Raw genomic sequence first — 22,769 nt, 5'->3', positions numbered from 1 at the left:
CAGCCAGGATTTCGATAAAAAAATGCCGCTACCGCGCTATGGATAAGCGCTGGTAGCTATGATTTTTATAGTGTCTTGAACACTTCGCGCGCGGCGGACACGGTGGCGTCGATGTCGTCGGCCGTGTGGGCCGAGCTCACGAAGCCTGCCTCGTACAGCGCTGGCGCGATGTAGACGCCGCGGTCCAGCAGGCCGTGGAACAGCGTGTTGAAGCGCGCGTTGTCGGTCTTGAGCACCTGGGCGTAGTTCTGCGGCAGCTCGGGCAGCAGGAAGAAGCCGAACATGCCGCCTTCGCAGTCAGCGCTGAAGGGCACGCCCTCTGCGGCGGCGGCGGCAGACAACCCATCGACCAGCGAGCGGGTGCGGGCCGAGAGCGCGTCGAAGAAGCCAGGCTTCTTGATCTCGCGCAGCGTGGCCAGCCCGCAGGCGGTGGCCACGGGGTTGCCCGACAGCGTGCCGGCCTGGTACACGGCACCCAGCGGGGCCAGGTGCTCCATGATGGCTCGCGGCCCGCCGAAGGCCGCCAGCGGCATGCCGCCGCCGATCACCTTGCCCAGCACCGTGATGTCGGGCTTGAAGCCGGGGATCGACTTCGCGTACACGCTCTGCGCGCTGCCCAGCGCCACGCGAAAGCCGGTCATCACCTCGTCGAGCACCAGCAGCGCGCCGTACTCGGTGCACAGCTCGCGGCAGCGCTTCATGAACGGGACGCTCGCGCGCACCAGGTTCATGTTGCCCGCGATGGGCTCGATCATCACGCAGGCCAGCTCCTTGCCGTGCAGGGCAAAGGCTTCTTCGAGCTGGGCGACGTTGTTGTATTCGAGCACGATGGTGTGCTGCACCACTTCGGGCGGCACGCCGGCGCTGGTGGCGTTGCCGAAGGTGGCCAGGCCCGAGCCGGCCTTGACCAGCAGCGAGTCGGCATGGCCGTGGTAGCAGCCTTCGAACTTGATGAACTTGCTGCGGCCCGTGGCGCCGCGCGCCAGGCGGATGGCGCTCATGCCGGCCTCGGTGCCCGAGCTGACCAGGCGGATCATCTCCATGGAGGGCACGAGGCCCAGGATCTCCTCGGCCAGTTCGACCTCGCGCTCGGTGGGCGCGCCGAAGCTGAAGCCATCGAGCGCCGCCTTCTGCACCGCGTCGAGCACGGCCGGGTGGCCGTGGCCCAGGATCATCGGGCCCCAGGAGCCGATGTAGTCGATGAAGCGCTGGTCGTTGGCGTCCCAGAAGTACGCGCCCTGGGCGCGCTGGATGAAGCGGGGCGTGCCGCCCACGGCCTTGAAGGCCCGCACGGGCGAGTTCACGCCGCCGGGGATGAGCGCCTTGGCGCGCTCGAACAGGGGGATATTGAGGTCAGTGCTTGGTGTCATGGGGGGGCATCACAAAGCCTTCGATGGCCTGTGTTTCGTCGATCGGGGTGTCGTCATCCGCATCGTCTTCATCGTCGTCGGGCTGGGCCCAGAACATGCGGTCGGGCACGATGTGGCCCATGCCGGGGCGAAAGCCGGCATCCAGGCAGCGGTCCAGGTAGCTCAGCGCCTCGCTGGTGGCCTCGCCCAGGTCGTTGCCGGCGCCGACCAGCGCGGTGAGCGCGGCCGACAGCGTATCGCCCGCGCCGGCGAAGGTCGCGTCGAACAGCTCGAACTTGCCGGTGCCCAGGATGGCCTGGGGCGAGGCGAGCACGTTCTCGACGAACTGCTCGGGCAGGGGGATGCCGGTGACCAGGGTGTAGGGCACGCCCATCTCGGAGGCCGCGCGGGCGATGTCGCGCGCCGTGGGGCTGCGCTCGCTGCCCCAGTCCGGCAGCAGCCAGCGCCACAGCGTGCTGTGGTTTCCTACCAACACCGAGGTCTGCGGTAACAACAATTCCCGGAAGGCATCCAGATACTCGTCGATCTGCTCATCCGTCCACCAGGACAGGTTGGGCATGTAGGCGATCACGGGGACTTCGTCGTAGTCGGTGGTGATCTCGGCGATGGCGCTGATGTTCTCGGGGCTGCCCACGAAGCCGACCTTGATCGCCTGCACCGGCATGTCTTCCAGGACGGTGCGGGCCTGTTCGGCCACGGCCTCGTCCTCGAAGCTGAAGTGATCGAAGATCTGGGCGGTGTCCCTGGCGTAGGCGCCGCACACCACCGCAATGGGGTGGCCGCCCACCGAGGCGATGGTGGTGATGTCGGCGGTCAGGCCGCCCGCGCCGCTCGGGTCGCTGGCGTTGAAGACCAGGATGCAGGCGGGGCTGGCGTCTTCGGAACCGTCATCTTCGATATCTATGATTTCGGGGGAGGGTTGGGATGCTTTGGTGGTCATGGACCAGATCCTGCTAGAGGGGTGGCACAGAAGCCGCAACCCGCTGAGATGACTAGATACAATCGTTGCATTCTATGTGAAGGCCCTTTAAGCTGTGACCGACTCTAAAACCTGGATGTGTTTGATTTGCGGCTGGATATATGACGAGGCGGAGGGTTCCCCTGAGCACGGCATTTCCCCCAATACTCCCTGGGAGCAGGTCCCCATGAACTGGACCTGTCCCGAGTGTGGTGCACGCAAGGAAGATTTCGAGATGGTTCAGATTTGAGACGCTCTAGATCATGGACTACAGCGTTGTTTATTTTTCCATCGGGAGCAGTAACAATTGACTACAACAGGCGCATCTTTCAAAGTGCTCGTGGTGGATGACAGCAACACCATCCGTCGAAGCGCCGAGATTTTTCTCAAGCAGGGGGGGCACGAAGTCTTGTTGGCGGACGACGGCTTTGATGCTTTGGCGAAGGTCAACGATTACCAGCCGCAGCTGATTTTTTGCGACATTCTCATGCCCAAGCTCGACGGGTACCAGACCTGCGCCATCATCAAGCGCAACGCCCGTTTTGCAGATACACCGGTAGTCATGCTGTCCTCGAAGGACGGTGTGTTCGACAAGGCGCGCGGGCGCATGGTCGGCTGCCAGGAATATCTCACCAAACCGTTTACCAAAGACCAGTTGCTGCAGGCTGTGCAGCAATTTGGCAATGCCCAACAAGGAGCGATGTAATGCCCATCCAGAAAGTACTGGTCGTCGACGATTCGAAGACCGAGCTGATGTTTTTGACCGACCTGCTGCAGAAAAAAGGCATGCAGGTTCGTACCGCAGAAAATGCTGACGAAGCTTTTCGCCGTCTCGCAGAAGAAAAACCCGACCTGATTCTGATGGACGTGGTCATGCCTGGCCAGAACGGTTTTCAGCTCACCCGTGCGATCACGCGTGACCCGCTGTATGCCGATGTGCCGATCATCATGTGCACCAGCAAGAACCAGGAAACAGACCGCGTCTGGGGCATGCGCCAGGGCGCGCGCGGCTACATCACCAAGCCCGTGGATCCCGCAGAGCTGCAGGCCAAAATCGACGCTCTCAGCTAACGCGGCGGCGCGCTCATGGCCAACCGCGAAGCCCTGCGAGAGCTCCAGACCCGACTTGCCAGCCGACTGCAGGCGGCGCGGGTCGAAGGAACCTCTGTATCGTCCTGGCTGGCTGTAGAGTCCGCCGGGAGTTTTTATTTGCTGCCGCTCGCGCAGTCCGGCGAGATCTTCTCCTGGGTGTCCGTGCAGGCCGTGCCCTACACCCAGAGCTGGTTTCTGGGCGTCGCCAACCTGCGCGGCGGCCTGGTGGGCGTGGTGGACCTGGCCGGCTTGCTCGGTGCCACGGCGCCCCGCACCGACCAGGCGCTGTCCGAGTCCAGCCTGCTGGCATTCAACGCCGCGCTCGACGTCAATGCCGCCCTGCTGGTGGACCGCCTCGCGGGCCTGCGGGGCACCGACGCTTTCGTGTCGTCCCAGCCCCCGGCCGAAGATGCGCCCGCATTCTTTGGCACCACCTATATCGATTCCAGCGGCACACGCTGGCAGGAGCTGAACCTGCAGCTCCTGTCCCAACATCCCGCTTTCCTGAGCATCAGTGCTTGAGTTTTTCTGTAAGGCTGCACCATGTCCGTCGTCAATCAATTTGGAAAACTGTTCAACCGGAAACCTGCCACGCCGGACAACGGCGCGACGGCGGGCACTGCCGACGATGGGCAGGATCTCCTGGCCACGGGTTCGCTGGACGGCGCGCAACTGCGCGATGCGTACCAGGCCGAAGCCATGAACAGCGTGCAGGGCGACCCTGACGGCTACGCGCCGGAGCTTTCGGCTGCAGACGTCGAGGAAGACCTGATCTCCCTGCCCATCCTGGGCCGCGCGACGGCCGCGGCCCACCAGCGCCGGCTGCTGGCCCTGCTGGGCGTGGGCGTGCTGGTGCTGGGTGCCATTGCCTTCTGGGTGCTGCAGCAAGCCGACCGCTCCGCACAGCAACTGGCCGCGACCGGCCAATCGCTGATGCAGTCGCAGCGTCTGGCCAAGTCGGTGTCGCAGGCGCTGGTGGGTAGCCCCCAGGCCTTCCCCGACGTGGTGGAAAGCTCGGGCGTGCTGGCGCGCAACGTGCGCGGCCTGAACGCTGGCGACAACGAACTGGGCGTGCAATCGCTGGGCGAGCCCTACAAGCCGGACCTCGATGCCGTGAACCCGCTGATGGAACGCGCAGAGCGCAACGCCAGCGTGGTGATGGGCCAGCAAAAGATCCTGACCCAGGTGGGTGACGCTCTGCGCACCATCAACCGCCAGTCCTCCGACCTGCTGGAAATCGCCGAAACGGTGTCGTCGCTCAAGCTGCAGCAGAACGCGCCCGCCGCTGAAATCTCCGCCGCCGGCCAGCTGGTGATGCTGACCCAGCGTATCGGCAAGTCCGCCAACGAATTCCAGACCATGGAAGGCGTGAGCCCCGAGGCCGTGTTCCTGCTGGGCAAGGACTTGAACTCGTTCAAGGAAATCGCCCAGGGCCTGCTGGACGGCAGCCCCGAACTGCGCCTGGCCGCCACGAAGGACGCCCAGACCCGCGAGCAACTCGAGTCGCTGATCAAGCTGTACGAACAAACCCGCACGCAAGCCAGCGCCATCCTGGGCAACCTGCAAGGCCTGGTGTCTGCGCGTGAAGCCCAGTCCGCCATCATTGCCGACAGCGAACCCCTGCGCCGCCAGCTGGAAGGCCTGCAGTCCAAGCTGTCCGCACAAACCGGTGTGGGCGGCGGCCAACTGGCAGCCCTGGCCCTCGCCGGCCTGTTCGTGATTCTTTGCGGCGTGGGCATCTCGCGCGTGCAACTGCTGGACAGCCGGGGCCGCCAGGCCGCTGCCGAATCGCAGCAAAAGGACGCCAAGCGCCAGGAGCAGGAAGCCAAGCGCGTCAACGACGCCAACCAGGCCGCCATTTTGCGTTTGATGAACGAACTGCAGTCGGTCGCTGAAGGTGACCTGACCCAGGAAGCGACCGTGACCGAAGACATCACGGGCGCCATTGCCGACTCGGTGAACTACACGGTGGAAGAACTGCGCCAGCTGGTGGGCAGCGTGCAGAACACGGCGACCCGCGTGGCACAAACGACCGCCCAGGTGGACAGCACCTCGACCGAACTGCTCGCCGCCTCGACCGAGCAGCTGCGCGAAATTCGTGAAACCGGCCGCTCCGTTCTGGACATGGCGACCCGAATCAACGAAGTGTCCACACAGGCGCAAGAGTCCGCCACGGTGGCCCGCCAGTCGCTGCAAGCTGCCGACTCCGGTCTGCAGGCCGTGCAGAACGCCATCGGTGGTATGAATTCCATCCGCGACCAGATCCAGGACACCTCCAAGCGGATCAAGCGCCTGGGCGAATCGTCGCAGGAGATCGGTGAAATCACCGAGCTGATTTCCGACATTACCGAACAGACGAACGTTCTGGCCCTGAACGCTGCCATCCAGGCAGCGTCCGCTGGTGAAGCCGGTCGCGGCTTCTCGGTGGTGGCAGAAGAAGTGCAGCGACTGGCTGAACGTTCCGCAGACGCCACGCGCCAGATCTCGGCGCTGGTGAAGGCCATTCAGACCGACACGCAGGATGCCGTGGCCGCTATGGAGCGCTCCACGCAGGGTGTGGTGGAAGGGGCCCGACTGTCCGACAGCGCCGGTACCGCACTGACCGAAATCGACCGCGTGTCGCGCCGCCTTGCTGAACTGATTGAGCAGATTTCGTCTTCGACATCCCGCGAAGCCGTGCTGGCCAACGAAGTGGCCGACAACATCCAGCACATTTTCGCGGTGACCGAGCAAACCGGTGAAGGTACCCGGACCACCGCACAGCAGGTGCGCGAACTGTCGCACATGGCCGAAGAACTGCGCCAATCGGTGGCACGGTTCAAGATCGCCTGACGCGTCAGCAGTTAGTCATCAATCAGCTGGCTCATAGCGGCCGGGGACGAATACATGTCATCTATGGATGTCAACAATGCACCGGCCGCAGACTGGTCCCAAGGGGACCAGGACCTGGGACCTTTGGCCTGGGTGCTGGATGAACTGCGCAAATCGCTGGACGGTGCGGTCAAGGCCATGCGCCGCTTCGTGCGCGATGCCGAAGTGGCCCGGGAGTCGGATCTGGCCGCGCTGGACGCGGGCTCTCTGCGCATAGCGCGCCAGCAACTGCACCAGGCGTGCGGCGCGCTGGAAATGGTGGGCATGGGCCCGCCGGCGCTGGTGCTGCGGTCGATGGAGTCTGCCGTCCAGAAGTTCGTGCAGCGCCCCGAGACCTGCAGCGACGAAGCTGCGGCCGTGATCGAGCGCGCCAGCTTCGCCCTGATCGAATACCTGGAGACGGTGCTGGCGGGCAAGCCTGCCTCGCCGGTGGCGCTGTTCCCGCAATACCGCGAGGCCCAGGCCCTGGCCGGGGCCGACCGCGTGCACCCCGCAGACCTGTGGCCCGTGGAGCGCCGTTTCCGCGAGCCGGAAGGCACCGTGTCCGTGCCGCCGCTGCCCTATGGGCCCGAAGCCCGCGCGCGCCTGGATTCCGCGGTGCTGCGCATCGTCAAGTCGGGCGACATCAAGGCGGCGATCAGCCTGCGCGATACCTGCCTCGGGTTCGTCGCTGCCCAGCCGGACCGCCAGTCCCGCGCCTTCTGGAAGATCTGCGCCGGCTTCTTCGAAGCATTCGGCACGGGCCTGCTGCCCCCTGACGTGTATGTGAAACGCGTGGCGTCCCGCGTGCTGATGCAGTACGCGACGCTGGCCAAGGGCGACACCACCATCGCCGACCGCCTGGTTCAGGACCTGCTGTTCTTCTGTTCCCAGGCCAAGCCGGCCGAAGGAACGCTGGACCAGGTGCCTTCGCTGCGCGCCGTGCGCCAGGCGTTCTCGCTGGACCGATTCAAGCCGGTCGACTACGACACGCCCCGCTTCGGCCGCTTCGACCCCGCCGTGCTGGCGCAGGCCCGTAAGCGCATCGCTGCAGCCACGGAAACCTGGTCCGGCCTGGCCGGCGGTGACCGCAACAAGCTCAAGCCCGCGGCGGACCAGTTCAGCCTGGTGTGCGATTCCCTGCGCAAGCTGCACCCCGGCAGCGAGAACCTGGCCCAGGCGCTCACGCGCGTGGTCGAATCCACCACCCGTTCGGGCGAGCCACCGTCGGCCGCCCTGGCGATGGAAGTCGCCACCTCGGTGCTGTATCTGCAGGCTGCTTTCGAAGAACTGGACGCTGGCGACGAGCAGATGGGCGTGCGCGCCACCCGCCTGGCGGAGCGCCTGGACGCCGTCGGCGCCGGTGCGCAGCCGGAGCCGCTCGAACAATGGATGGAAGAGCTGTACCGCAGGGTCAGCGACAACCAGACCATGGGCAGCGTGGTGGACGAGTTGCGGGCCACCCTGGGCGAGGCCGAAAAGGCGCTCGACCAGTTCTTCCGCAACCCCCAGGACACGGCCATTCTGGCCGCGGTGCCCGGCCATCTGGCGCAAATGCGCGGTGTGCTGTCGGTGCTGGGCCTGGACCAGGCCTCGCTGGCCGTCGTGCGCATGCGCGACATGGTCGAGCGCCTGTTGATCAACGAAGTGCCCGAGGCCGAGCGCCAGGGCGTCTTCGAGAAGCTGGGCAACAGCCTGGGCGCGTTGGGCTTCCTGATCGACATGCTCAGCTACCAGCGCACCATGGCACGCAAGCTGTTCGTGTACGACGAGGACCTGGGCGAGCTGCGCATCCTCATGGGCAAGACCCGTCCCCGTGCATCGGACGCCGTGGAAGAGTCGCCGGCCAAGCTCGAAGAGCGCTCTGCGATTCCGGTGCCCGACGTGCTGCCGCGCTTTCCGGTGCAGGAGCCGATCAGCGCACCGACCGACTTCGGCTCCTTGCAGGAGCTGCCGGATTTCCCCGCGGCCGCTCCGGCCGAGGAACCGGCCCTGGCCCCCGAAATATCCTTCGACGCACCGGACCTGGGTGCCGGTGCCGCAGCACCCGCTGCCGCTCCCGCCCCCACGATCACCCTGCGCGAAGCGCCCGCCATCGAAGACGAACTGCTCGAGGTGTTCCTCGAAGAAGCGCGTGAAGTGGTGGTCAACGGCCTTGCCGCCATCGACCTGCTGCGCGACGAACCCGGCAACCTGAGCGAGCAGACCACGCTGCGGCGTGCTTTCCACACGCTCAAGGGCAGCTCGCGCATGGTCGGGCTCAACGACTTCGGCGAAGCCGCCTGGTCGATGGAGCAACTGCTCAACGCCTGGCTGGCCGAGCAAAAGCCCATGCAGCCCGAGTTGCTCCAGCTGTCGTCGGATTCCTTGCAGGCCTTCAGCCGCTGGGCAGACGACATCGCGGCCGGACGGCATGCAGGCTGGGAGCCTGAACCCTTCCGCAAGTCGGCCGATGCGATGCGCCTGGATGGCACGCTGCTGCCGCTGGCGCTCCCGTCTGCCGACGGTTCGGTGGCCCCTGCCGCCGCCGAGCCCGAGCTGGTGCCCGCAGAGCCCGAGCTGGCGGCTCCCGAAGCGCAGCCGCTGGTGGCCGATCTGCCACCGGTGTTGCCCGAGCCCGTGGCCGAAGAAGCCGCTCTGGCGGTCGAAGAAGAATTCACGATTCCCGACTTCGAGGCCACGGAGATCGCGGAGCACGGGCCCGAAGAGATCGCTGCAGTGCCCGAAGTGGCCGAGGACATCGACTTCTCGGTCTTCAGCGCTGCGCTGAACGAATCCGCGCCTGGTGGCGAGGCACCTGCCGCGCTGGATACGTCCAGCGTGGACTTCGTGCTGGACCTCGAACTGCCCGACCTCGAGCCCGTGGCCGCCGCCGAGCCGCGCGCCGACGATGCGCTGTCTCTGGCTGCCGAACCGGCTGCCGAGATGCCCGTTCAGGAGGCCGATGCGCCGCCCGCCCTGCCGCCACTGGAGTCGGTGGAGGAAGTCGAATTCCTGGAAGCCCAGGAATTTGCGGAGCTGGAAAAACTGCTGGACGCCGGCGAGCCGGAGCCCGAGGCTTTGCTGCCAGCCGAACTCCCGGAAGCCTCTGTGGAGGCTCCCGTGGAGTCGCCCGTGGCCTTGGTGGCCGACGAGGCCCTCGATGCAGAACTGCAAGCACCAGCGCCTGCCGCGGCCGAGCTGGACGAGCCCCTGCAACTGGACGACTCCGCCAACGATGACGCCGTCAAGGTCATCGACACGCTGCGCATCCCGATCCCGCTGTACAACGTCTACCTGAACGAAGCCGACGAATGGTCGCGCCGCCTGGTGACGGGTCTGCAGGAATGGTCGCTGGAGCTGCATGAGCCGCTGCCCGACAACGCGGTGGCGTTGTCGCACTCGCTCGCCGGCAGTTCCGCCACCGTGGGATTCACCGGCCTGTCCGAAATGGCCCGCACCCTGGAACATGCGCTGCAGCATGTGCAGTTCCAGTCCGGCGGCACGCAGGAGCAGGCCCAGGCCTTCATGGCTGCGGCGGAAGACATTCGCCGCCTGCTGCACCAGTTCGCTGCCGGGTTCCTGAAGGAGCCCAGCCAGGAAGTGCTGGAGCAACTGCGCCAGATCCTCGAGACCGAGGTCGAGAACACCCTCACGCCGCCCGAGGAAGACCTGGTGGATGCTTTCGCGGCCGAGTCCGTGGCGCCAGAGCCCGCGCCACCTGCCGTGGCACAGGCGCCCGCCGTGCCCGAAGAGGCCGAGGAGCCCCAGTCGTTTGCCGAGTCGACGCTCGACCCCGCGCCGCTGATCGTGCCGCAGGGCCATGTGGCCCCGGCCCTGTCGGTGGTGGCCCACGACCAGGACCAGTTGGTCGACGATGCCATCGCCCACGCCGTTGCCTTGTCGTCGGACGTGGACGACGATATCGACGCCATCGACGTCATCGACCCCGACCTGTTCCCGATCTTCGAGGAAGAGGCTGCTGAGCTGCTGCCCCAGCTGGGTGGTGCACTGCGCCAGTGGGCGTCCCGCCCCGACAACCTGGGCGCACGCAGCGAGGTGCTCCGCGCACTGCACACCCTCAAGGGCAGCTCGCGCCTGGCCGGTGCCATGCGCCTGGGCGAAATGGCGCACAGGCTGGAATCGGCCATCGAACACCTCGATGCCGAGACCGTCACGTCCGACCAGATCGAGCCGCTGCAGGGCAGTTTCGACGGCCTGCAGGCCAACTTCGAAGCCTTGCGTGCGATTGGCCAGAACGCATCGGACACCGTGGTGTCGCTGCCCGTCGAGCCCGCACTTGGCCCGGCTGCGGCCGCAGCACCGGCGGTATCCGCCGCTGGCGATGCAACCGCTCCGGCAGCCACAGCGCCTGCGCAAGCGGGCGTGCCTGCAGCCCGGCTGCCCGGCCCGTCCCAACTGGCGCCCTTGCGCGTGGCCGCCAACCAGTCGGTGCGCGTGCGCGCGCAGCTGCTGGACCGCCTTGTCAACCAGGCGGGCGAGGTCATGATCAGCCGTTCGCGCCTGGATGTGCGCCTGGGCCAGTTCCGCAGTTCGCTCACCGACCTGTCGGGCAACCTGGACAGGCTGCGCCAGCAGCTGCGTGACATCGAAGTGCAGGCCGAGTCGCAGATGCAATCGCGCCTGGCGCTGTCCAAGGACTCCGCCGCCGGGTTCGACCCGCTGGAGTTCGACCGCTTCACCCGCGTGCAGGAACTCACCCGCATGATGGCCGAATCGGTGAACGACGTGGCCACCGTGCAGCGCAACCTGCAGCGCGCCATGGAAGGCGCCGAAGACGATCTGATCGCCCAGGGCCGCCAGGCCCGCGAGCTGCAGCGCGACCTGCTGCGCACCCGCATGGTGGAGTTCGAAGGCATTGCAGAACGCCTGTACGCCGTGGTGCGCCAGGCCTCCAAGGAGACCGGCAAGCAGATCAAGCTCGACATCACCGGCGGCTCCATCGAAATGGACCGCGGCGTGCTGGACCGCATGACGCCTGCGTTCGAACACTTGCTGCGCAATTGCGTCGCCCACGGTATCGAAGACCCGCAGGTGCGCACGGCGGCGGGCAAGCCGGCCTCCGGCACCATCACGGTGGACCTGCACCACGAAGGCAACGACGTGTCGGTCGAGTTCCGCGACGACGGCGCAGGCCTGAACCTGCCCCGCATCCGCGAGAAGGCGCTGGCGCAGGGCATCGTGGAAGCGGGTGTGGAGCTGAGCGACGCCGATGCCGCCAACCTGATCTTCATGCCCGGTTTCTCCACCGCATCCGAAGTGACCGGCCTGTCGGGCCGGGGCATCGGGATGGACGTGGTGCGCGCCGAGATCAACGCTCTGGGCGGCCGCATCGAGACCTCGACCGAAGCCGGCAAGGGCGCTGCGTTCCGCATGGTGCTGCCCCTGACCACGGCGGTGACGCAGGTGGTGATGCTGCGTGCAGGCGACCTGGCCATTGGCGTGCCTGCCAGCGTGGTCGAGATCGTGCGGCGCACCTCGTCGCAGGATCTGGAAGAGGCCTATCGCACGGGCACCTTCGACGACGGCACCGAAAAGCTGCCGTTCTTCTGGTCCGGCGCGCTGCTGCAGGCTTCGGCCCGCAGCCACGAGCCTGCCGGCAAGACCCGCCCTGTGGTGATCTTCCGAAGCGCCGCTCAACGCATTGCCATGCACGTGGACGAAGTGCTGGGCAACCAGGAAGTCGTGGTGAAGAACCTCGGCCCGCAGTTGTCCCGTCTGCCTGGCTTGGCCGGCATGTCGGTGCTGGCCTCGGGTGCCGTGGTGCTGATCTACAACCCCGTGGCGCTGTCCACGGTGTATGGCGACCAGGTGCGTGCTGCCAGCGTCGGCCTGCCACCCATGCAGGATGCGGCCGGTGCCGGTGCAGGTGCGGGTGCGGGTGCCGGCAAGGCCGTGGTGTCGCCCCAGCTGGCGGGACCGAGCCAGGTGCCCCTGGTGCTGGTGGTGGACGATTCGATCACGGTGCGCCGCGTCACGCAGCGCCTGCTGCAGCGCGAAGGCTACCGGGTGTCCCTGGCGGCCGATGGCCTGCAGGCGCTCGAACGCCTGCAGGAGGAGCGGCCGACCGTGGTGCTCTCCGACATCGAAATGCCGCGCATGGACGGGTTCGACCTGGCGCGCAACATCCGGGCCGACGGTGCACTGCGCGACCTGCCCATCATCATGATCACCTCGCGGATCGCTGAAAAGCACCGCGAGCATGCGATGGAGCTGGGCGTGAACCACTACCTGGGCAAGCCGTACTCGGACGAGGAACTGCTGAGCCTGATCCAGCACTATGCGCGCCTGGAGGCCGCGGCCGCCGAGGCTTGACCAGGGCACTGCAGGCGCAGATGCCCGGATCGGTGGACGAAAGAGATAGAGACGAGACGAGACGAACGAATGTGTGCCGCGGCATGCGGCCCCCTGAAGGAGCTGCATGCCCGGTTCTCACACAGTTCCTGCAACGGGCGCCCTGGAGGCGCCCTTTTTTTTCGAGCGTGCCATGCCCTCAGAGTCCGATGTCGTGATCGAGCCCCACCCACCCGCACCGTTCGGTGACAGCCGGCTGCTGGCCTGCCTGGCCCTGGTGGCGCGGGAAAGGGCCTCGGACCTCTTCCTGCTGGCAGGGGCGCCGCCCACCGTCAAGCGGCAGGGGGACTTTCTGCCGATCAGCCAGCAGGTGCTGCCCGCGCAGGACATCCGCACCATGGCCTATTCGATCATGGGCAAGGCGCAGCGCCATGAGTTCGAAAGCACGATGGAGTGCGACTTCTCGTACGCGACGGCAGAGGGCGATCGCTTTCGGGTCAACGTGCACCTGCAGCGCGGCCAGGTGGGCATGGTGATCCGCCACGTGGCCTCGCGGATCGCCACCCTGGACGAGCTGGGCCTGCCCAAGGTGCTCAAGGAGCTGGCTTTCCTGAAGGGCGGCCTGGTGCTGACGGTGGGTTCAGCGGGCTCGGGCAAGACGACCACACTGGCCGCGCTGCTGGACCACCGCAACACCAACGCGCCCGGCCACATCCTCACCATCGAAGACCCGATCGAGTACCTGCATCCGCACAAGAAATCGCTGATCACGCAGCGCGAGGTCGGCATCGACACACGCTCCTACGACGAGGCCCTGCGCCGCGCGATGCGCGAGGCGCCCAACGTGATCATGATTGGCGAGATCCGCGACCGCGCCACGATGCAGCATGCTCTGCACTACGCCGAGTCGGGCCACCTGTGCGTGTCCACCCTGCATGCGCACAACGCCAACCAGGCGGTGCAGCGCATCCTCAATTTCTTTCCGGAGCATGCGCACAAGCAACTGCAGATGGACCTCTCGCTGAACCTGCGGGCGGTGATTGCGCAGCGGCTCATCAAAGGCGTGTCGGCCCGCCTGGTCCCAGCCACAGAAGTCATGCTGCTCACGCCCTACGTGGCCGACCTGATACAGAAAGGGCAGGTCGACGAGCTCAAGACGGCGATCAGCCGGGGTGTGGAGCAGGGCATGTGCAGCTTCGACCAGTCACTGTATGCGCTGGCCGAGTCCGGCGCGATCAGCGCCGAAGAGGCCATCGCCCATGCGGACAACCGCACTGACCTGTCGCTCAAGCTGCGGCTGGCCGCCGGGGGCTCGCTCACGGTGGCGGGGATGAGCATGCGGGAGAACACGCCGCTCGTTTGAGCGATGTGGCGGACACCGATTTGCCTCCAGAAAATACAAGAACCTGTCCCTGCTGAGCATTCCACGAGCTCGGGACGGGGCTTGGGGGCGGGCCCGGGGAAGCGCCGCGCAAGGCTTCGACAGGCTCAGCCCGAATGGTGTTGCATCATCGACCGCCCCTCGGTACGAAGGTCAAGCTCAGGCGCTGGCCTTCACCACCGCATACCGCTCCAGCGTCTGCTGCCGCGCGGTGTCATGGTCCACGATGGGCAGGGGGTAGTTGCCCCCCAGTTGCACACCGGCGCTCTGCAGCTCCAGAGGCTTGGCCTTCCAGGGGGCATGCAGCGCCGCGTTCGGCAACCCGGCCAGCTGGGGCAGGTAGCGGCGGATGAACTTGCCGTCGGGGTCGAACTTCTCGCTTTGGCTCACCGGGTTGAAGATGCGAAAGTAGGGCTGCGCATCGCAGCCGCTCGAGCTGGCCCACTGCCAGCCCCCGTTGTTGGCCGACAGGTCGAAGTCGTTCAGCTGCAGCGCAAAGTAGGCCTCGCCCCGGCGCCAGTCCAGCCCCAGGTCCTTGACCAGAAAGCTGGCCACCACCATGCGCAGCCGGTTGTGCATGTAGCCCGTCTGGTTGATCTGCGCCATGGCGGCGTCCACCAGCGGGTAGCCGGTGCGGCCCTCGCACCAGGCCGCGAACAAGGCATCGGCCTCGGGCCCCGTCTCCCAGGCGATGGCGTCGTAGGCGGGCTTGAAGCTATCGGTCACCACGTGGGGGTGGTGGTACAGGATCTGAAAATAAAAGTCCCGCCAGATCAACTCGCTCAGCCAGGTGGCAGCGCCGGGGCTGCCTTGGCTGGCGCGCTCGTGGGCGGTGCGGGCCAGCAGGCGGGGCGATATGGTGCCAAAGCGCAGGTGCACGCTCAGGTAGCTCGGTCCCTTGACGGCCGGGAAGTTGCGTGTGTCCTCATACTTGTCGATGCGCTCCACAAAGTCCGCCAGCAACCGGTGGGCGCCCTGGCTGCCGGTGGGGATCTTCAACTGCGCCAGGCCCGCGGGCTCGAAGCCCAGCGCCGCCAGCGTGGGCACGGGCCTGCGGTGGCCCGCTGGCCGGGGCGCCAGCCGCGCGGCGTGCCGCTCCACCGGGTAGCTGCTCAGGTAGAACGCATCCACCTTCTTGAGCCACGCGTTCTTGTACGGCGTGAACACGCTGTACGGGTGGCCGGCCTGCGTCATCACCTCGCTGCGCTCGAAGACTGTGTGGTCCTTGAAGGTGTGCAGTGCACGGCCCTGGGCCGCCAGCCGGGTGCGGACGGAGGCGTCTCGCGCGATGGCCTGCGGTTCGTCGTCATGGTTGGTGTACACGGCCTCAACGTCCAGCGCGGCGGCCAGGTCCGGCACCGCATCGGCTGCCGCGGCGTGGTGCACCACGATGAGCCCGCCATGATCGTGCCCTGACAGGGTGCGCAGGGCGGCGTCCAGCTCCACCAGCGTCTCGCGGATGAACTCCACCCGCCGGTCCGTGCGGGGCAGCGCATCGAGGATATCGGTGTCGAAGACAAAGGCGCAGTGCACCTGCTGGCACTGGGTGAGGGCGTGGTACAGGGCGGCCTGGTCTTCGACGCGCAGATCGCGCCGAAACCAGACCAGCCCGCTTGAATAGGAGGGCGCCGAAGGGGGCTGCATGTTCACCGTTAAAATTGCGGAATGTCCTCCGATTCTGCGCCCATCAACCTGACGCATCACTTCCTGATCGCGATGCCCGGCCTGGAGGATGAGTCTTTCGCGCGCAGTGTGGTCTACCTGTGCGAGCACAGCGAACGCGGTGCGCTGGGCCTCATCATCAACAAGCCCACCGACATCACCCTGAAGGGCCTGTTCGACAAGGTCGATCTGTCCCTGCGGCGCGAAGACCTGACCCAAGAGCCCGTGTTCCAGGGCGGCCCGGTACAGACCGAGCGCGGCTTCGTGCTGCACGAGCCCATGCTGTTCGAGAGTGCCGAGGCGGATGAATCCGTGTACGCCTCCACCATGACCATTCCGGGCGGCCTGGAGATGACCACCTCCAAGGACGTGCTCGAAGCCCTGTCCACCGGTGCGGGCCCCCGCCGCGTGCTGATCACGCTGGGCTATTCGTCCTGGGGCGAAGGGCAGCTCGAGACCGAGCTGGCCGAGAACGCCTGGCTCACCGTGGCGGCCGACCTGTCGGTGATCTTCGACACCCCCGTGCCCGAGCGCTACGACCGGGCCCTGGCGCTGCTGGGCCTCAAGGCCTGGATGCTGTCGCCCGAGGCGGGGCACGCATGACCGTTGCGCCCGTTCACCACGAGCCCCCCGAGCAACCCGCCGTTCCCGCGCATTTCCAGACCTTTTTAGCTTTTGACTTCGGCCTCAAGCGCACGGGCGTGGCCACCGGCAACCGCATGCTTCGCAGCGCGACACCCCAGCGCACCATCCAGGCCGAGGGCGACGCCCGCTTTGCCCATGTGGCCGAGCGCATCAAGGAATGGCAGCCCGACGCCCTGGTGATCGGCGTGCCCTACCACCCCGACGGCGCCAGCCACGAGAACACCGCGCGCGCGCTCAAATTCGGCCGCCAGCTGCGCGGACGCTTCGGCCTTTCGGTGTTCGAGGTGGACGAGCGCTACAGCACCACCGAGGCCATCGCCGGTGGCGCCAAGGACGCCGATGCCGCCTCGGCCTGCATCATCCTGGAACAGTTTTTGAGGACCCTCCCATGACCACCCCCTCCAACGCCATCGCAGGCAGCCTCGTGCTCGATGCCGAGGCCCTGTACCGCGAGCTTCTGCGCGGCGTGCGCAGCATGCACACCGGCACCACCCGCCTGGTGGGCATTGCCTCTGGCGGTGCCTGGCTGGCCGAGCGCCTGCAAAAGGACCTGGGCCTCGAAGGCCCCGCCGGCGTGCTGTCGTCGGCCATGCACCGCGACGACTTCGCCCAGCGCGGCCTGGCCGCCAGCGCGCAGACCACGCTGCCGTTCGACGTGAACGGCGCCGACGTGCTGGTGCTCGACGACGTGCTCTACACCGGGCGCACCATCCGCGCCGTGCTCAACGAATTGTTCGACTACGGCCGCCCCGCCAGCGTGCGCCTGGCCGTGCTGGTGGACCGCGGCGGGCGCGAGCTGCCGGTGCAGGCCGACTTCGCCGCCGCGCGCGTGGCGCTGCCCGCATCGCAGTCGCTGGCGCTGGCGCGTGACGACAGCGGCACCTTCCATTTCCAAGTCAAAGAGGCCTGACCGTGCTGAAGAAGCGCAACCCCCAACTCAACGGCAACGGCGAACTCATCCACCTGCTGTCCATCGAAGGGCTGCCGCGCGACATCGTCACGCACATCCTCGACACGGCGGCCAACTTCGTCTCCGTCAACGACCGCGAGGTCAAGAAGGTGCCGCTGCTGCGCGGCAAGAGCGTGTTCAACCTGTTCTTCGAGAACAGCACGCGCACGCGCACCACATTCGAGATCGCGGCCAAGCGCCTGTCGGCCGACGTGATCAACCTGGACATCGCACGCAGCTCGGCCAGCAAGGGCGAGTCGCTGCTCGACACCATCGCCAACCTCTCGGCCATGGCGGCCGATTTGTTCGTGGTGCGGCACAGCGAGTCGGGCGCGCCGTACCTGATTGCCCAGCACGTGGCGCCGCATGTGCACGTGATCAACGCGGGCGACGGCCGGCATGCCCACCCTACGCAGGGGCTGCTGGACATGTACACCATCCGGCACTACAAAAAAGATTTCAGCAACCTCACCGTGGCCATCGTGGGCGACGTGCTGCACTCGCGCGTGGCGCGCTCGGACATCCACGGCCTGACCACGCTGGGCTGCCCCGAGGTGCGCGTGGTGGGCCCGCGCACGCTGGTGCCGTCCGACATGTCGCAGATGGGCGTGCGCGTGTGCCACACGCTCGAAGAAGGCATCAAGGACGCCGACGTGATCATCACGCTGCGCCTGCAGAACGAGCGCATGAGCGGCGCGCTGCTGCCGTCCAGCCAGGAGTACTTCAAGAGCTTCGGCCTCACGCAGGAGCGCCTGCAACTGGCCAAGCCCGACGCCATCGTGATGCACCCGGGGCCCATCAACCGCGGCGTGGAGATCGACTCCGCCGTGGTGGACGGCAAGCAGAGCGTGATCCTGCCGCAAGTCACTTTTGGCATCGCGGTGCGCATGGCGGTGATGTCCATCGTTGCCGGAAATGAAGCGTGACCCCCCTGAGCCGCTTCGCGTCTTCCCCCCAAGGGGGGACGCCCCCGGTGGCCCGGCGAAGCCGGTTCCACGGGGGCACTGGCGTTGGGACTGCTGCGGTGCATGCGATGGCGGGCATGGTTGCATGCAATGCAATCGCTATGTTTTTTGTAGCTGCTGGCGCTTGTCCATCAAGCGGTAGCGGCCCATTTGGCTTGAAATCATGAAAATCCTGATCCAGAACGGCCGTGTGATCGACCCTGCCTCGGGGTTCGACCAGACCTGTGACATTGCGCTGGCGGCGGGCCGCATCGTGGGGGTGAACCGCGTGCCGCCCGAGTTCGCGCCCAACCGGGTGATCGATGCGGCGGGCTGCATCGTGCTGCCTGGGTTGGTGGACCTGGCGGCGCGCTTGCGCGAGCCGGGTTACGAGCACGAAGGCATGCTCGAATCCGAGATGGCCGCCGCCGTGGCCGGGGGTGTGACCAGCCTGGTGTGCCCGCCCGATACCGACCCCGTGCTCGACGAGCCGGGGCTGGTGGAGATGCTCAAGTTCCGCGCCGAGAAGCTGCACCAGTCGCGGCTGTTCCCGCTGGGCGCGCTCACCCGCAACCTCGCGGGCGAAGTGCTGACCGAGATGGCCGAGTTGACCGAGTCCGGCTGCGTGGGCTTCGGCCAGGCCGAGGTGCCGCTGGCCAGCACGCAGGTGCTGCAGCGCGCGCTGCAGTACGCGGCCACCTACGGCTACACCGTGTGGCTGCGCCCGCAGGAGATGCATCTGGGCAAGGGCGTGGCCGCCAGCGGCCCGCTGGCCACCCGCCTGGGCCTCTCGGGCGTGCCCGTGGCGGCCGAGACGATCGCGCTGCACACCATCTTCGAACTGCTCAAGACCACCGGCGCGCATGTGCACCTGTGCCGCATCAGCAGCGCGGCCGGCGTGGAATTGCTGCGCCGCGCCAAGGCCGACGGCCTGAAGGTCACGGCCGACGTCAGCATCAACTCGCTGCACCTCACCGACGCGGACATCGGCTTCTTCGACAGCCGCGCGCGCCTGTCGCCACCGCTGCGCCAGCAGCGCGACCGTGATGCGCTGAACGCCGCCCTGCTGGACGGCACCATCGATGCGCTGGTGTCCGATCACACCCCGGTCGACGAAGACGCCAAGACCCTGCCGTTCGCCGAAGCCGAGCCCGGCGCCACCGGCCTGGAGCTGCTGCTGTCGCTGGCGCTCAAGTGGTCGCAGGACAGCGGCGTGCCGCTCTCGCGCGCGCTGGCCGTGGTCACCTCTGAGCCCGCCCGCGTGCTGGGTTCTGCCCTGGGCACGCTGCAGGCCAGCGTGGGCCAGATCGTGGAAGGCGGCGTGGGCGACCTGTGCATCCTGGACCCCGGCGCCGCCTGGGTCGTGCAGGGCAACGCGCTGCGCAGCCAGGGCAAGCACACGCCGTTCTCCGGCTACGAGCTGCCGGGCCGCGTGCGCATGACGCTCGTGGGCGGACAAGTCGCGTTTGATCGGTAGCCCCCCTGTGCCGCTTCTCGTCATGCACCCAAGGGGACGCCACCCTTGGCCCGGGAAAGCCGGTTCCATGGTGGAACGGGCGTCGGCCGCGCCATTCATGCCGAGCGTGCCTGGCGTGCCGGGCATGCTGATTGGGCGACCGCTGCAGGGCCGGTCCGTACGGATGGATCGATACGGACCATTGGCATGAGGCATCTGCGCGCCGGCTGGCGCTTGCTGCGTCTGCTGGGCCACATTGCCAAGGGGCTGTGGATCGTGGCGCTGCGCTTTCCGGCACTGTCCGAGGACCAGCAGCATGCGCATGTGCAGGCGTGGTCGCTGCAGCTGCTGGCCCGGCTGGGCATCAGCCTGCGCGTCGTGGGCCAGCCGCCGGTGGCGGGGCCGGTGATGCTGGTGGCCAACCACATCTCGTGGCTCGACATTCCGGTGATGCACGCCGGGCGGCACTGCCGCTTCGTCTCCAAGTCCGACGTGCAGGGTTGGCCGCTGATCGGCACCCTGGCCACCGCGGCCGGCACCCTGTACATCGAGCGCAGCTCGCGCCGCGACGCGCTGCGCATGGTCAAGTCCATGCAGGACGCACTTGGGCGCGGCGAGGTGCTGGCCGTGTTCCCCGAAGGCACCACGGGCGATGGCCGCGACATGCTGCCCTTCCACGCCAACCTCATCCAGGCCGCCGTCGCCGCCCAGGCGCCGGTGCAACCGGTGGGCCTGCGCTTCGCCGACAAGGCGACAGGTGCAACAAGTTTTGCGCCCAGCTATATCGGCGATGAGACCCTGGTCGGCTCCATCTGGCGCACGCTCAGCGCACCGCCGATCGAAGCGGTGGTGCACTACGGCGAGATCCAGCAGCCCGAGGGGCGCGACCGCCGCGTGTGGACGCAGCATTTGCACGATACGGTGGATACGCTGCGGCAGACGGGGTGAGAATTTCGGGACTTGAATGGGTTGTGTTTTGACTCTTCTGCGCTGCGCGGGAGTACCGGCTGAATGGTTTGGACAAGCGGCCTGAACCGATGACTGGGATCGGCCAGGAGTAGTCGGTGGTGGCAGGTGAAAGCGGACGCTCAACTATTCAGCTGCAGGTTATGCATCGCGACCTCGCCGCAAATAGTCGGCGTACTCGTCCTGGACCACGAACTCATTCGTCAATCGCGATGGGGCGCCAGGCCAGCGAGTTTCGAGTTTTTTTAAGCACTCTTCAAAGCTCGAAAAGGTCAGCACCTCATTTGCCTCGTCCTGCTCAAGTTCTGGGTCTAACGGACCGAACTCATACAAGTCCGTGTAGTCTTCTGACCCAAGGTCCGCCGTCTCATAAAGGTGAAGTTCGCACCCATTTGGCAAACCTCGAATCTGCACCCAGCGAATGCCGTGACAGTCTGAGCGCGAGCACCCGCCGAGAAACACTTCGATGGCCTTACCACGGCGAAGTGCAGCATGTGCTTCGACGGAGCTGAGATAACGGCGTGGCATGTCACGAGTCATAACGATTGAGTTCGGCTGGCCAGGATCGGATGCAATGCAAGATGAGATTGCATTTATAGCGCCCTCTTAGACTGAACCGATTCCGCCGACTTAGTGCTTAGGGCCCCGATGAATCTGTTTTGAAACAATGACTGCTTTTGGGAGGGGATCCCCAACGGCGGCTCAGGGCCCTGAGTCGACAGTGGGCACCCTTCCCGAAAGCAGCCACTGGCCTCGCTCCCCAAAACCGTGCATATTCCACGGTTATAGCCGCGGGGGGCTGCTACACACCGGCCCCATCCACGCGTTTTTTCCGTATCGTCCGCATCTTTCGCCGGCCTGCAGCCTTCTGCAGGCCTTTCACTGCCGGGAGGGCACCATGAACCTGATCGAACGCGCCAAGAGCATTCTTTTGCAACCCAAGGAGACCTGGGTCGCCATCGACACGGAGTCCACCGACGTCGCCACGCTGTTCACCCGCTACGCGATGATCCTGGCGGCCATTCCGGCGGTCTGCGGGTTCATCGGTATGTCGCTGATCGGGTTCGGCGGGTTCGGCGTCACCATCCGCGTGCCGTTTCTCGCCGGGCTGGCGAACATGGTGGTGTCGTACGTGCTCAGCCTCGTGGGCATTTTCGTGCTGGGCCTCATCATCGATGCGCTGGCCCCCACGTTCGGCGGGCAGAAGAACCCCATCCAGGCCCAGAAAGTGGCGGTGTACGCCAGCACCGCCGCGCTGCTGGGCGGCATCTTCAGCCTGCTGCCGTCGCTGTCCGTGTTGATGCTGGTGGCTTCGCTGTATTCCATCTACCTGCTCTACACCGGCCTGCCGGTGCTGATGAAGAACCTGCCCGAAAAATCGGTGGTCTACACCGTGGTGGTCATCGTGGCGGCGATCGTGGTGGGCGTGATCATCGGTGCGGTCAGCTCGATCTTCATGCCGCGTGGCGGGGCGTTGATGGGGGGTGCGGCAGGCTCTGCCATCACCATGGAGACCGCGGGCGGCAAGGTGTCCATCGATACAGCCGGGCTGGAGGCCGCGGGCAAGAAGATGGAAGAGGCCGCGCGCAAGATGGAAGAAGCGCAAAAGAGCCAGGACCCGGCCGCCATCGCTGCCGCGGGCCAACAGGCGGCTGCGGCGGCTGCGGGCGCCCTGGGCGGCGGCCAGGTGGTGGCCGCGCAGTCGCTCAAGGCCGCGCTGCCCGAGAAGCTGGCGGGCCTGCCCCGCACGGGTTTCGACGTGCAGGACGGCGCAGCGCTGGGCCTGCCCACCAGCCAGGCCCGTGCGCAGTACGGCAGCGACGACAAGCAGGTGCGCCTGGAGATCGTGGACGTGGGCGGCCTGGGCCAGATGGCCGCGATGGCGATGGGCATGGCCCAGGGCGAGAAGGAAGACCCGTCCAGCGCCGAAAAGACCTGGCAGGAAGGCGGCCGCACGCTGCACACGCGCTACCAGAAGGACGGCAGCCATGCGGAGTTCAAGGCCATCCTGAAGAACGGCCTGGTGGTCAGCCTCGAAGGCGACAAGGTGGGCGTGAAGGAACTGCAGGGCTACATGTCGCAAGTGGACTTGAATGCCCTGGAAGGCCTGCAGCGCAAGGGCAAGTCCTGAGGCGCAATAGCACCCTCTGAAGCGCTGCGCGCCTTCTCCTCTCGCCTTTTCCTTTATCGATTCGCTGCGCG

Annotated in this window: 18 protein-coding genes; 14 read left to right on the top strand and 4 right to left on the bottom strand. The window is 66.6% G+C overall.

What is annotated here, in order from left to right; all coding sequences use genetic code 11:
- Positions 1 to 65 precede the first annotated feature (65 nt).
- Positions 66 to 1,370 (bottom strand): glutamate-1-semialdehyde 2,1-aminomutase, encoded by a 1,305-nt coding sequence (gene hemL, locus ACIGHN_RS02695; RefSeq protein WP_396503168.1) that lies wholly within the window; start codon positions 1,368 to 1,370, stop codon positions 66 to 68.
- On the bottom strand, positions 1,354 to 2,310 hold the full coding sequence (locus ACIGHN_RS02690) for a bifunctional hydroxymethylpyrimidine kinase/phosphomethylpyrimidine kinase (RefSeq protein WP_056417711.1): 957 nt from the start codon (positions 2,308 to 2,310) through the stop codon (positions 1,354 to 1,356). The genes hemL and ACIGHN_RS02690 overlap by 17 nt, the downstream gene beginning before the upstream one ends.
- Before the next feature lie 94 nt (positions 2,311 to 2,404).
- Here ACIGHN_RS02690 and ACIGHN_RS02685 point away from each other — a divergent pair, with 94 nt between their 5' ends.
- The 7 genes from ACIGHN_RS02685 (at position 2,405) to ACIGHN_RS02655 (ending at position 13,927) form a co-directional block, all read left to right on the top strand.
- The gene (locus tag ACIGHN_RS02685) at positions 2,405 to 2,578 is read left to right on the top strand and encodes a rubredoxin (RefSeq protein ID WP_082485978.1); all 174 of its coding nucleotides are present in this window, start codon (positions 2,405 to 2,407) and stop codon (positions 2,576 to 2,578) included.
- Between the two features lie 57 nt (positions 2,579 to 2,635).
- Positions 2,636 to 3,034, top strand: coding sequence for a PleD family two-component system response regulator (locus ACIGHN_RS02680; protein WP_034692846.1), 399 nt, complete (start codon positions 2,636 to 2,638; stop codon positions 3,032 to 3,034).
- Positions 3,034 to 3,399: a PleD family two-component system response regulator gene (locus ACIGHN_RS02675; protein WP_056417714.1), complete on the top strand. Its 366-nt coding sequence runs from the start codon at positions 3,034 to 3,036 to the stop codon at positions 3,397 to 3,399. The genes ACIGHN_RS02680 and ACIGHN_RS02675 overlap by 1 nt, the downstream gene beginning before the upstream one ends.
- 15 nt (positions 3,400 to 3,414) lie before the next feature.
- Positions 3,415 to 3,942 (top strand): chemotaxis protein CheW, encoded by a 528-nt coding sequence (locus tag ACIGHN_RS02670; protein WP_056417718.1) that lies wholly within the window; start codon positions 3,415 to 3,417, stop codon positions 3,940 to 3,942.
- A 21-nt stretch (positions 3,943 to 3,963) separates the two neighbouring features.
- The gene (locus ACIGHN_RS02665) at positions 3,964 to 6,252 is read left to right on the top strand and encodes a methyl-accepting chemotaxis protein (RefSeq protein ID WP_056417721.1); all 2,289 of its coding nucleotides are present in this window, start codon (positions 3,964 to 3,966) and stop codon (positions 6,250 to 6,252) included.
- 54 nt (positions 6,253 to 6,306) lie between these two features.
- A complete protein-coding gene (locus ACIGHN_RS02660) occupies positions 6,307 to 12,585 on the top strand; it encodes an Hpt domain-containing protein (RefSeq protein ID WP_396503167.1) in 6,279 nt (2,092 codons plus the stop codon).
- 172 nt (positions 12,586 to 12,757) lie between these two features.
- A complete protein-coding gene (locus ACIGHN_RS02655; RefSeq protein ID WP_082485979.1) occupies positions 12,758 to 13,927 on the top strand; it encodes a PilT/PilU family type 4a pilus ATPase in 1,170 nt (389 codons plus the stop codon).
- A gap of 177 nt (positions 13,928 to 14,104) precedes the next feature.
- Here ACIGHN_RS02655 and ACIGHN_RS02650 read toward each other — a convergent pair whose 3' ends face one another.
- The gene (locus ACIGHN_RS02650) at positions 14,105 to 15,589 is read right to left on the bottom strand and encodes a cryptochrome/photolyase family protein (RefSeq protein ID WP_396503366.1); all 1,485 of its coding nucleotides are present in this window, start codon (positions 15,587 to 15,589) and stop codon (positions 14,105 to 14,107) included.
- A gap of 21 nt (positions 15,590 to 15,610) precedes the next feature.
- Here ACIGHN_RS02650 and ACIGHN_RS02645 point away from each other — a divergent pair, with 21 nt between their 5' ends.
- The 6 genes from ACIGHN_RS02645 to ACIGHN_RS02620 all read left to right on the top strand — a co-directional run bounded on the left by ACIGHN_RS02645 (position 15,611) and on the right by ACIGHN_RS02620 (position 20,549).
- Complete coding sequence (locus ACIGHN_RS02645; RefSeq protein ID WP_056167512.1) at positions 15,611 to 16,210, top strand: YqgE/AlgH family protein; 600 nt, start codon at positions 15,611 to 15,613, stop codon at positions 16,208 to 16,210.
- Complete coding sequence (gene ruvX / locus ACIGHN_RS02640; protein WP_056167514.1) at positions 16,207 to 16,644, top strand: Holliday junction resolvase RuvX; 438 nt, start codon at positions 16,207 to 16,209, stop codon at positions 16,642 to 16,644. The genes ACIGHN_RS02645 and ruvX overlap by 4 nt, the downstream gene beginning before the upstream one ends.
- Entirely contained in the window at positions 16,641 to 17,162 is a 522-nt protein-coding gene (gene pyrR / locus ACIGHN_RS02635) for a bifunctional pyr operon transcriptional regulator/uracil phosphoribosyltransferase PyrR (protein ID WP_056167517.1), read from the top strand. Before ruvX ends, pyrR begins: the two co-directional genes overlap by 4 nt.
- Positions 17,163 to 17,164: 2 nt before the next feature.
- The gene (locus tag ACIGHN_RS02630) at positions 17,165 to 18,127 is read left to right on the top strand and encodes an aspartate carbamoyltransferase catalytic subunit (RefSeq protein WP_056167520.1); all 963 of its coding nucleotides are present in this window, start codon (positions 17,165 to 17,167) and stop codon (positions 18,125 to 18,127) included.
- A 202-nt stretch (positions 18,128 to 18,329) separates the two neighbouring features.
- On the top strand, positions 18,330 to 19,622 hold the full coding sequence (locus ACIGHN_RS02625) for a dihydroorotase (RefSeq protein ID WP_396503166.1): 1,293 nt from the start codon (positions 18,330 to 18,332) through the stop codon (positions 19,620 to 19,622).
- 186 nt (positions 19,623 to 19,808) lie between these two features.
- Positions 19,809 to 20,549 carry a lysophospholipid acyltransferase family protein gene (locus ACIGHN_RS02620; protein WP_396503165.1) on the top strand — a complete coding sequence of 247 codons (741 nt, stop codon included), beginning with the start codon at positions 19,809 to 19,811 and terminating at the stop codon, positions 20,547 to 20,549.
- 159 nt (positions 20,550 to 20,708) lie between these two features.
- Here ACIGHN_RS02620 and ACIGHN_RS02615 read toward each other — a convergent pair whose 3' ends face one another.
- Positions 20,709 to 21,095 carry a hypothetical protein gene (locus ACIGHN_RS02615; RefSeq protein ID WP_396503164.1) on the bottom strand — a complete coding sequence of 129 codons (387 nt, stop codon included), beginning with the start codon at positions 21,093 to 21,095 and terminating at the stop codon, positions 20,709 to 20,711.
- 370 nt (positions 21,096 to 21,465) lie between these two features.
- Between ACIGHN_RS02615 and ACIGHN_RS02610 the strand changes: the two genes are divergently transcribed.
- Positions 21,466 to 22,698 carry a Yip1 family protein gene (locus tag ACIGHN_RS02610; RefSeq protein ID WP_396503163.1) on the top strand — a complete coding sequence of 411 codons (1,233 nt, stop codon included), beginning with the start codon at positions 21,466 to 21,468 and terminating at the stop codon, positions 22,696 to 22,698.
- Positions 22,699 to 22,769 lie beyond the last annotated feature (71 nt).

It is taken from the genome of Acidovorax sp. NPDC077693, from assembly GCF_044542805.1.
Classification (GTDB): domain Bacteria; phylum Pseudomonadota; class Gammaproteobacteria; order Burkholderiales; family Burkholderiaceae_C; genus Acidovorax.
This window is presented reverse-complemented; position numbering and strand designations above follow the sequence as displayed.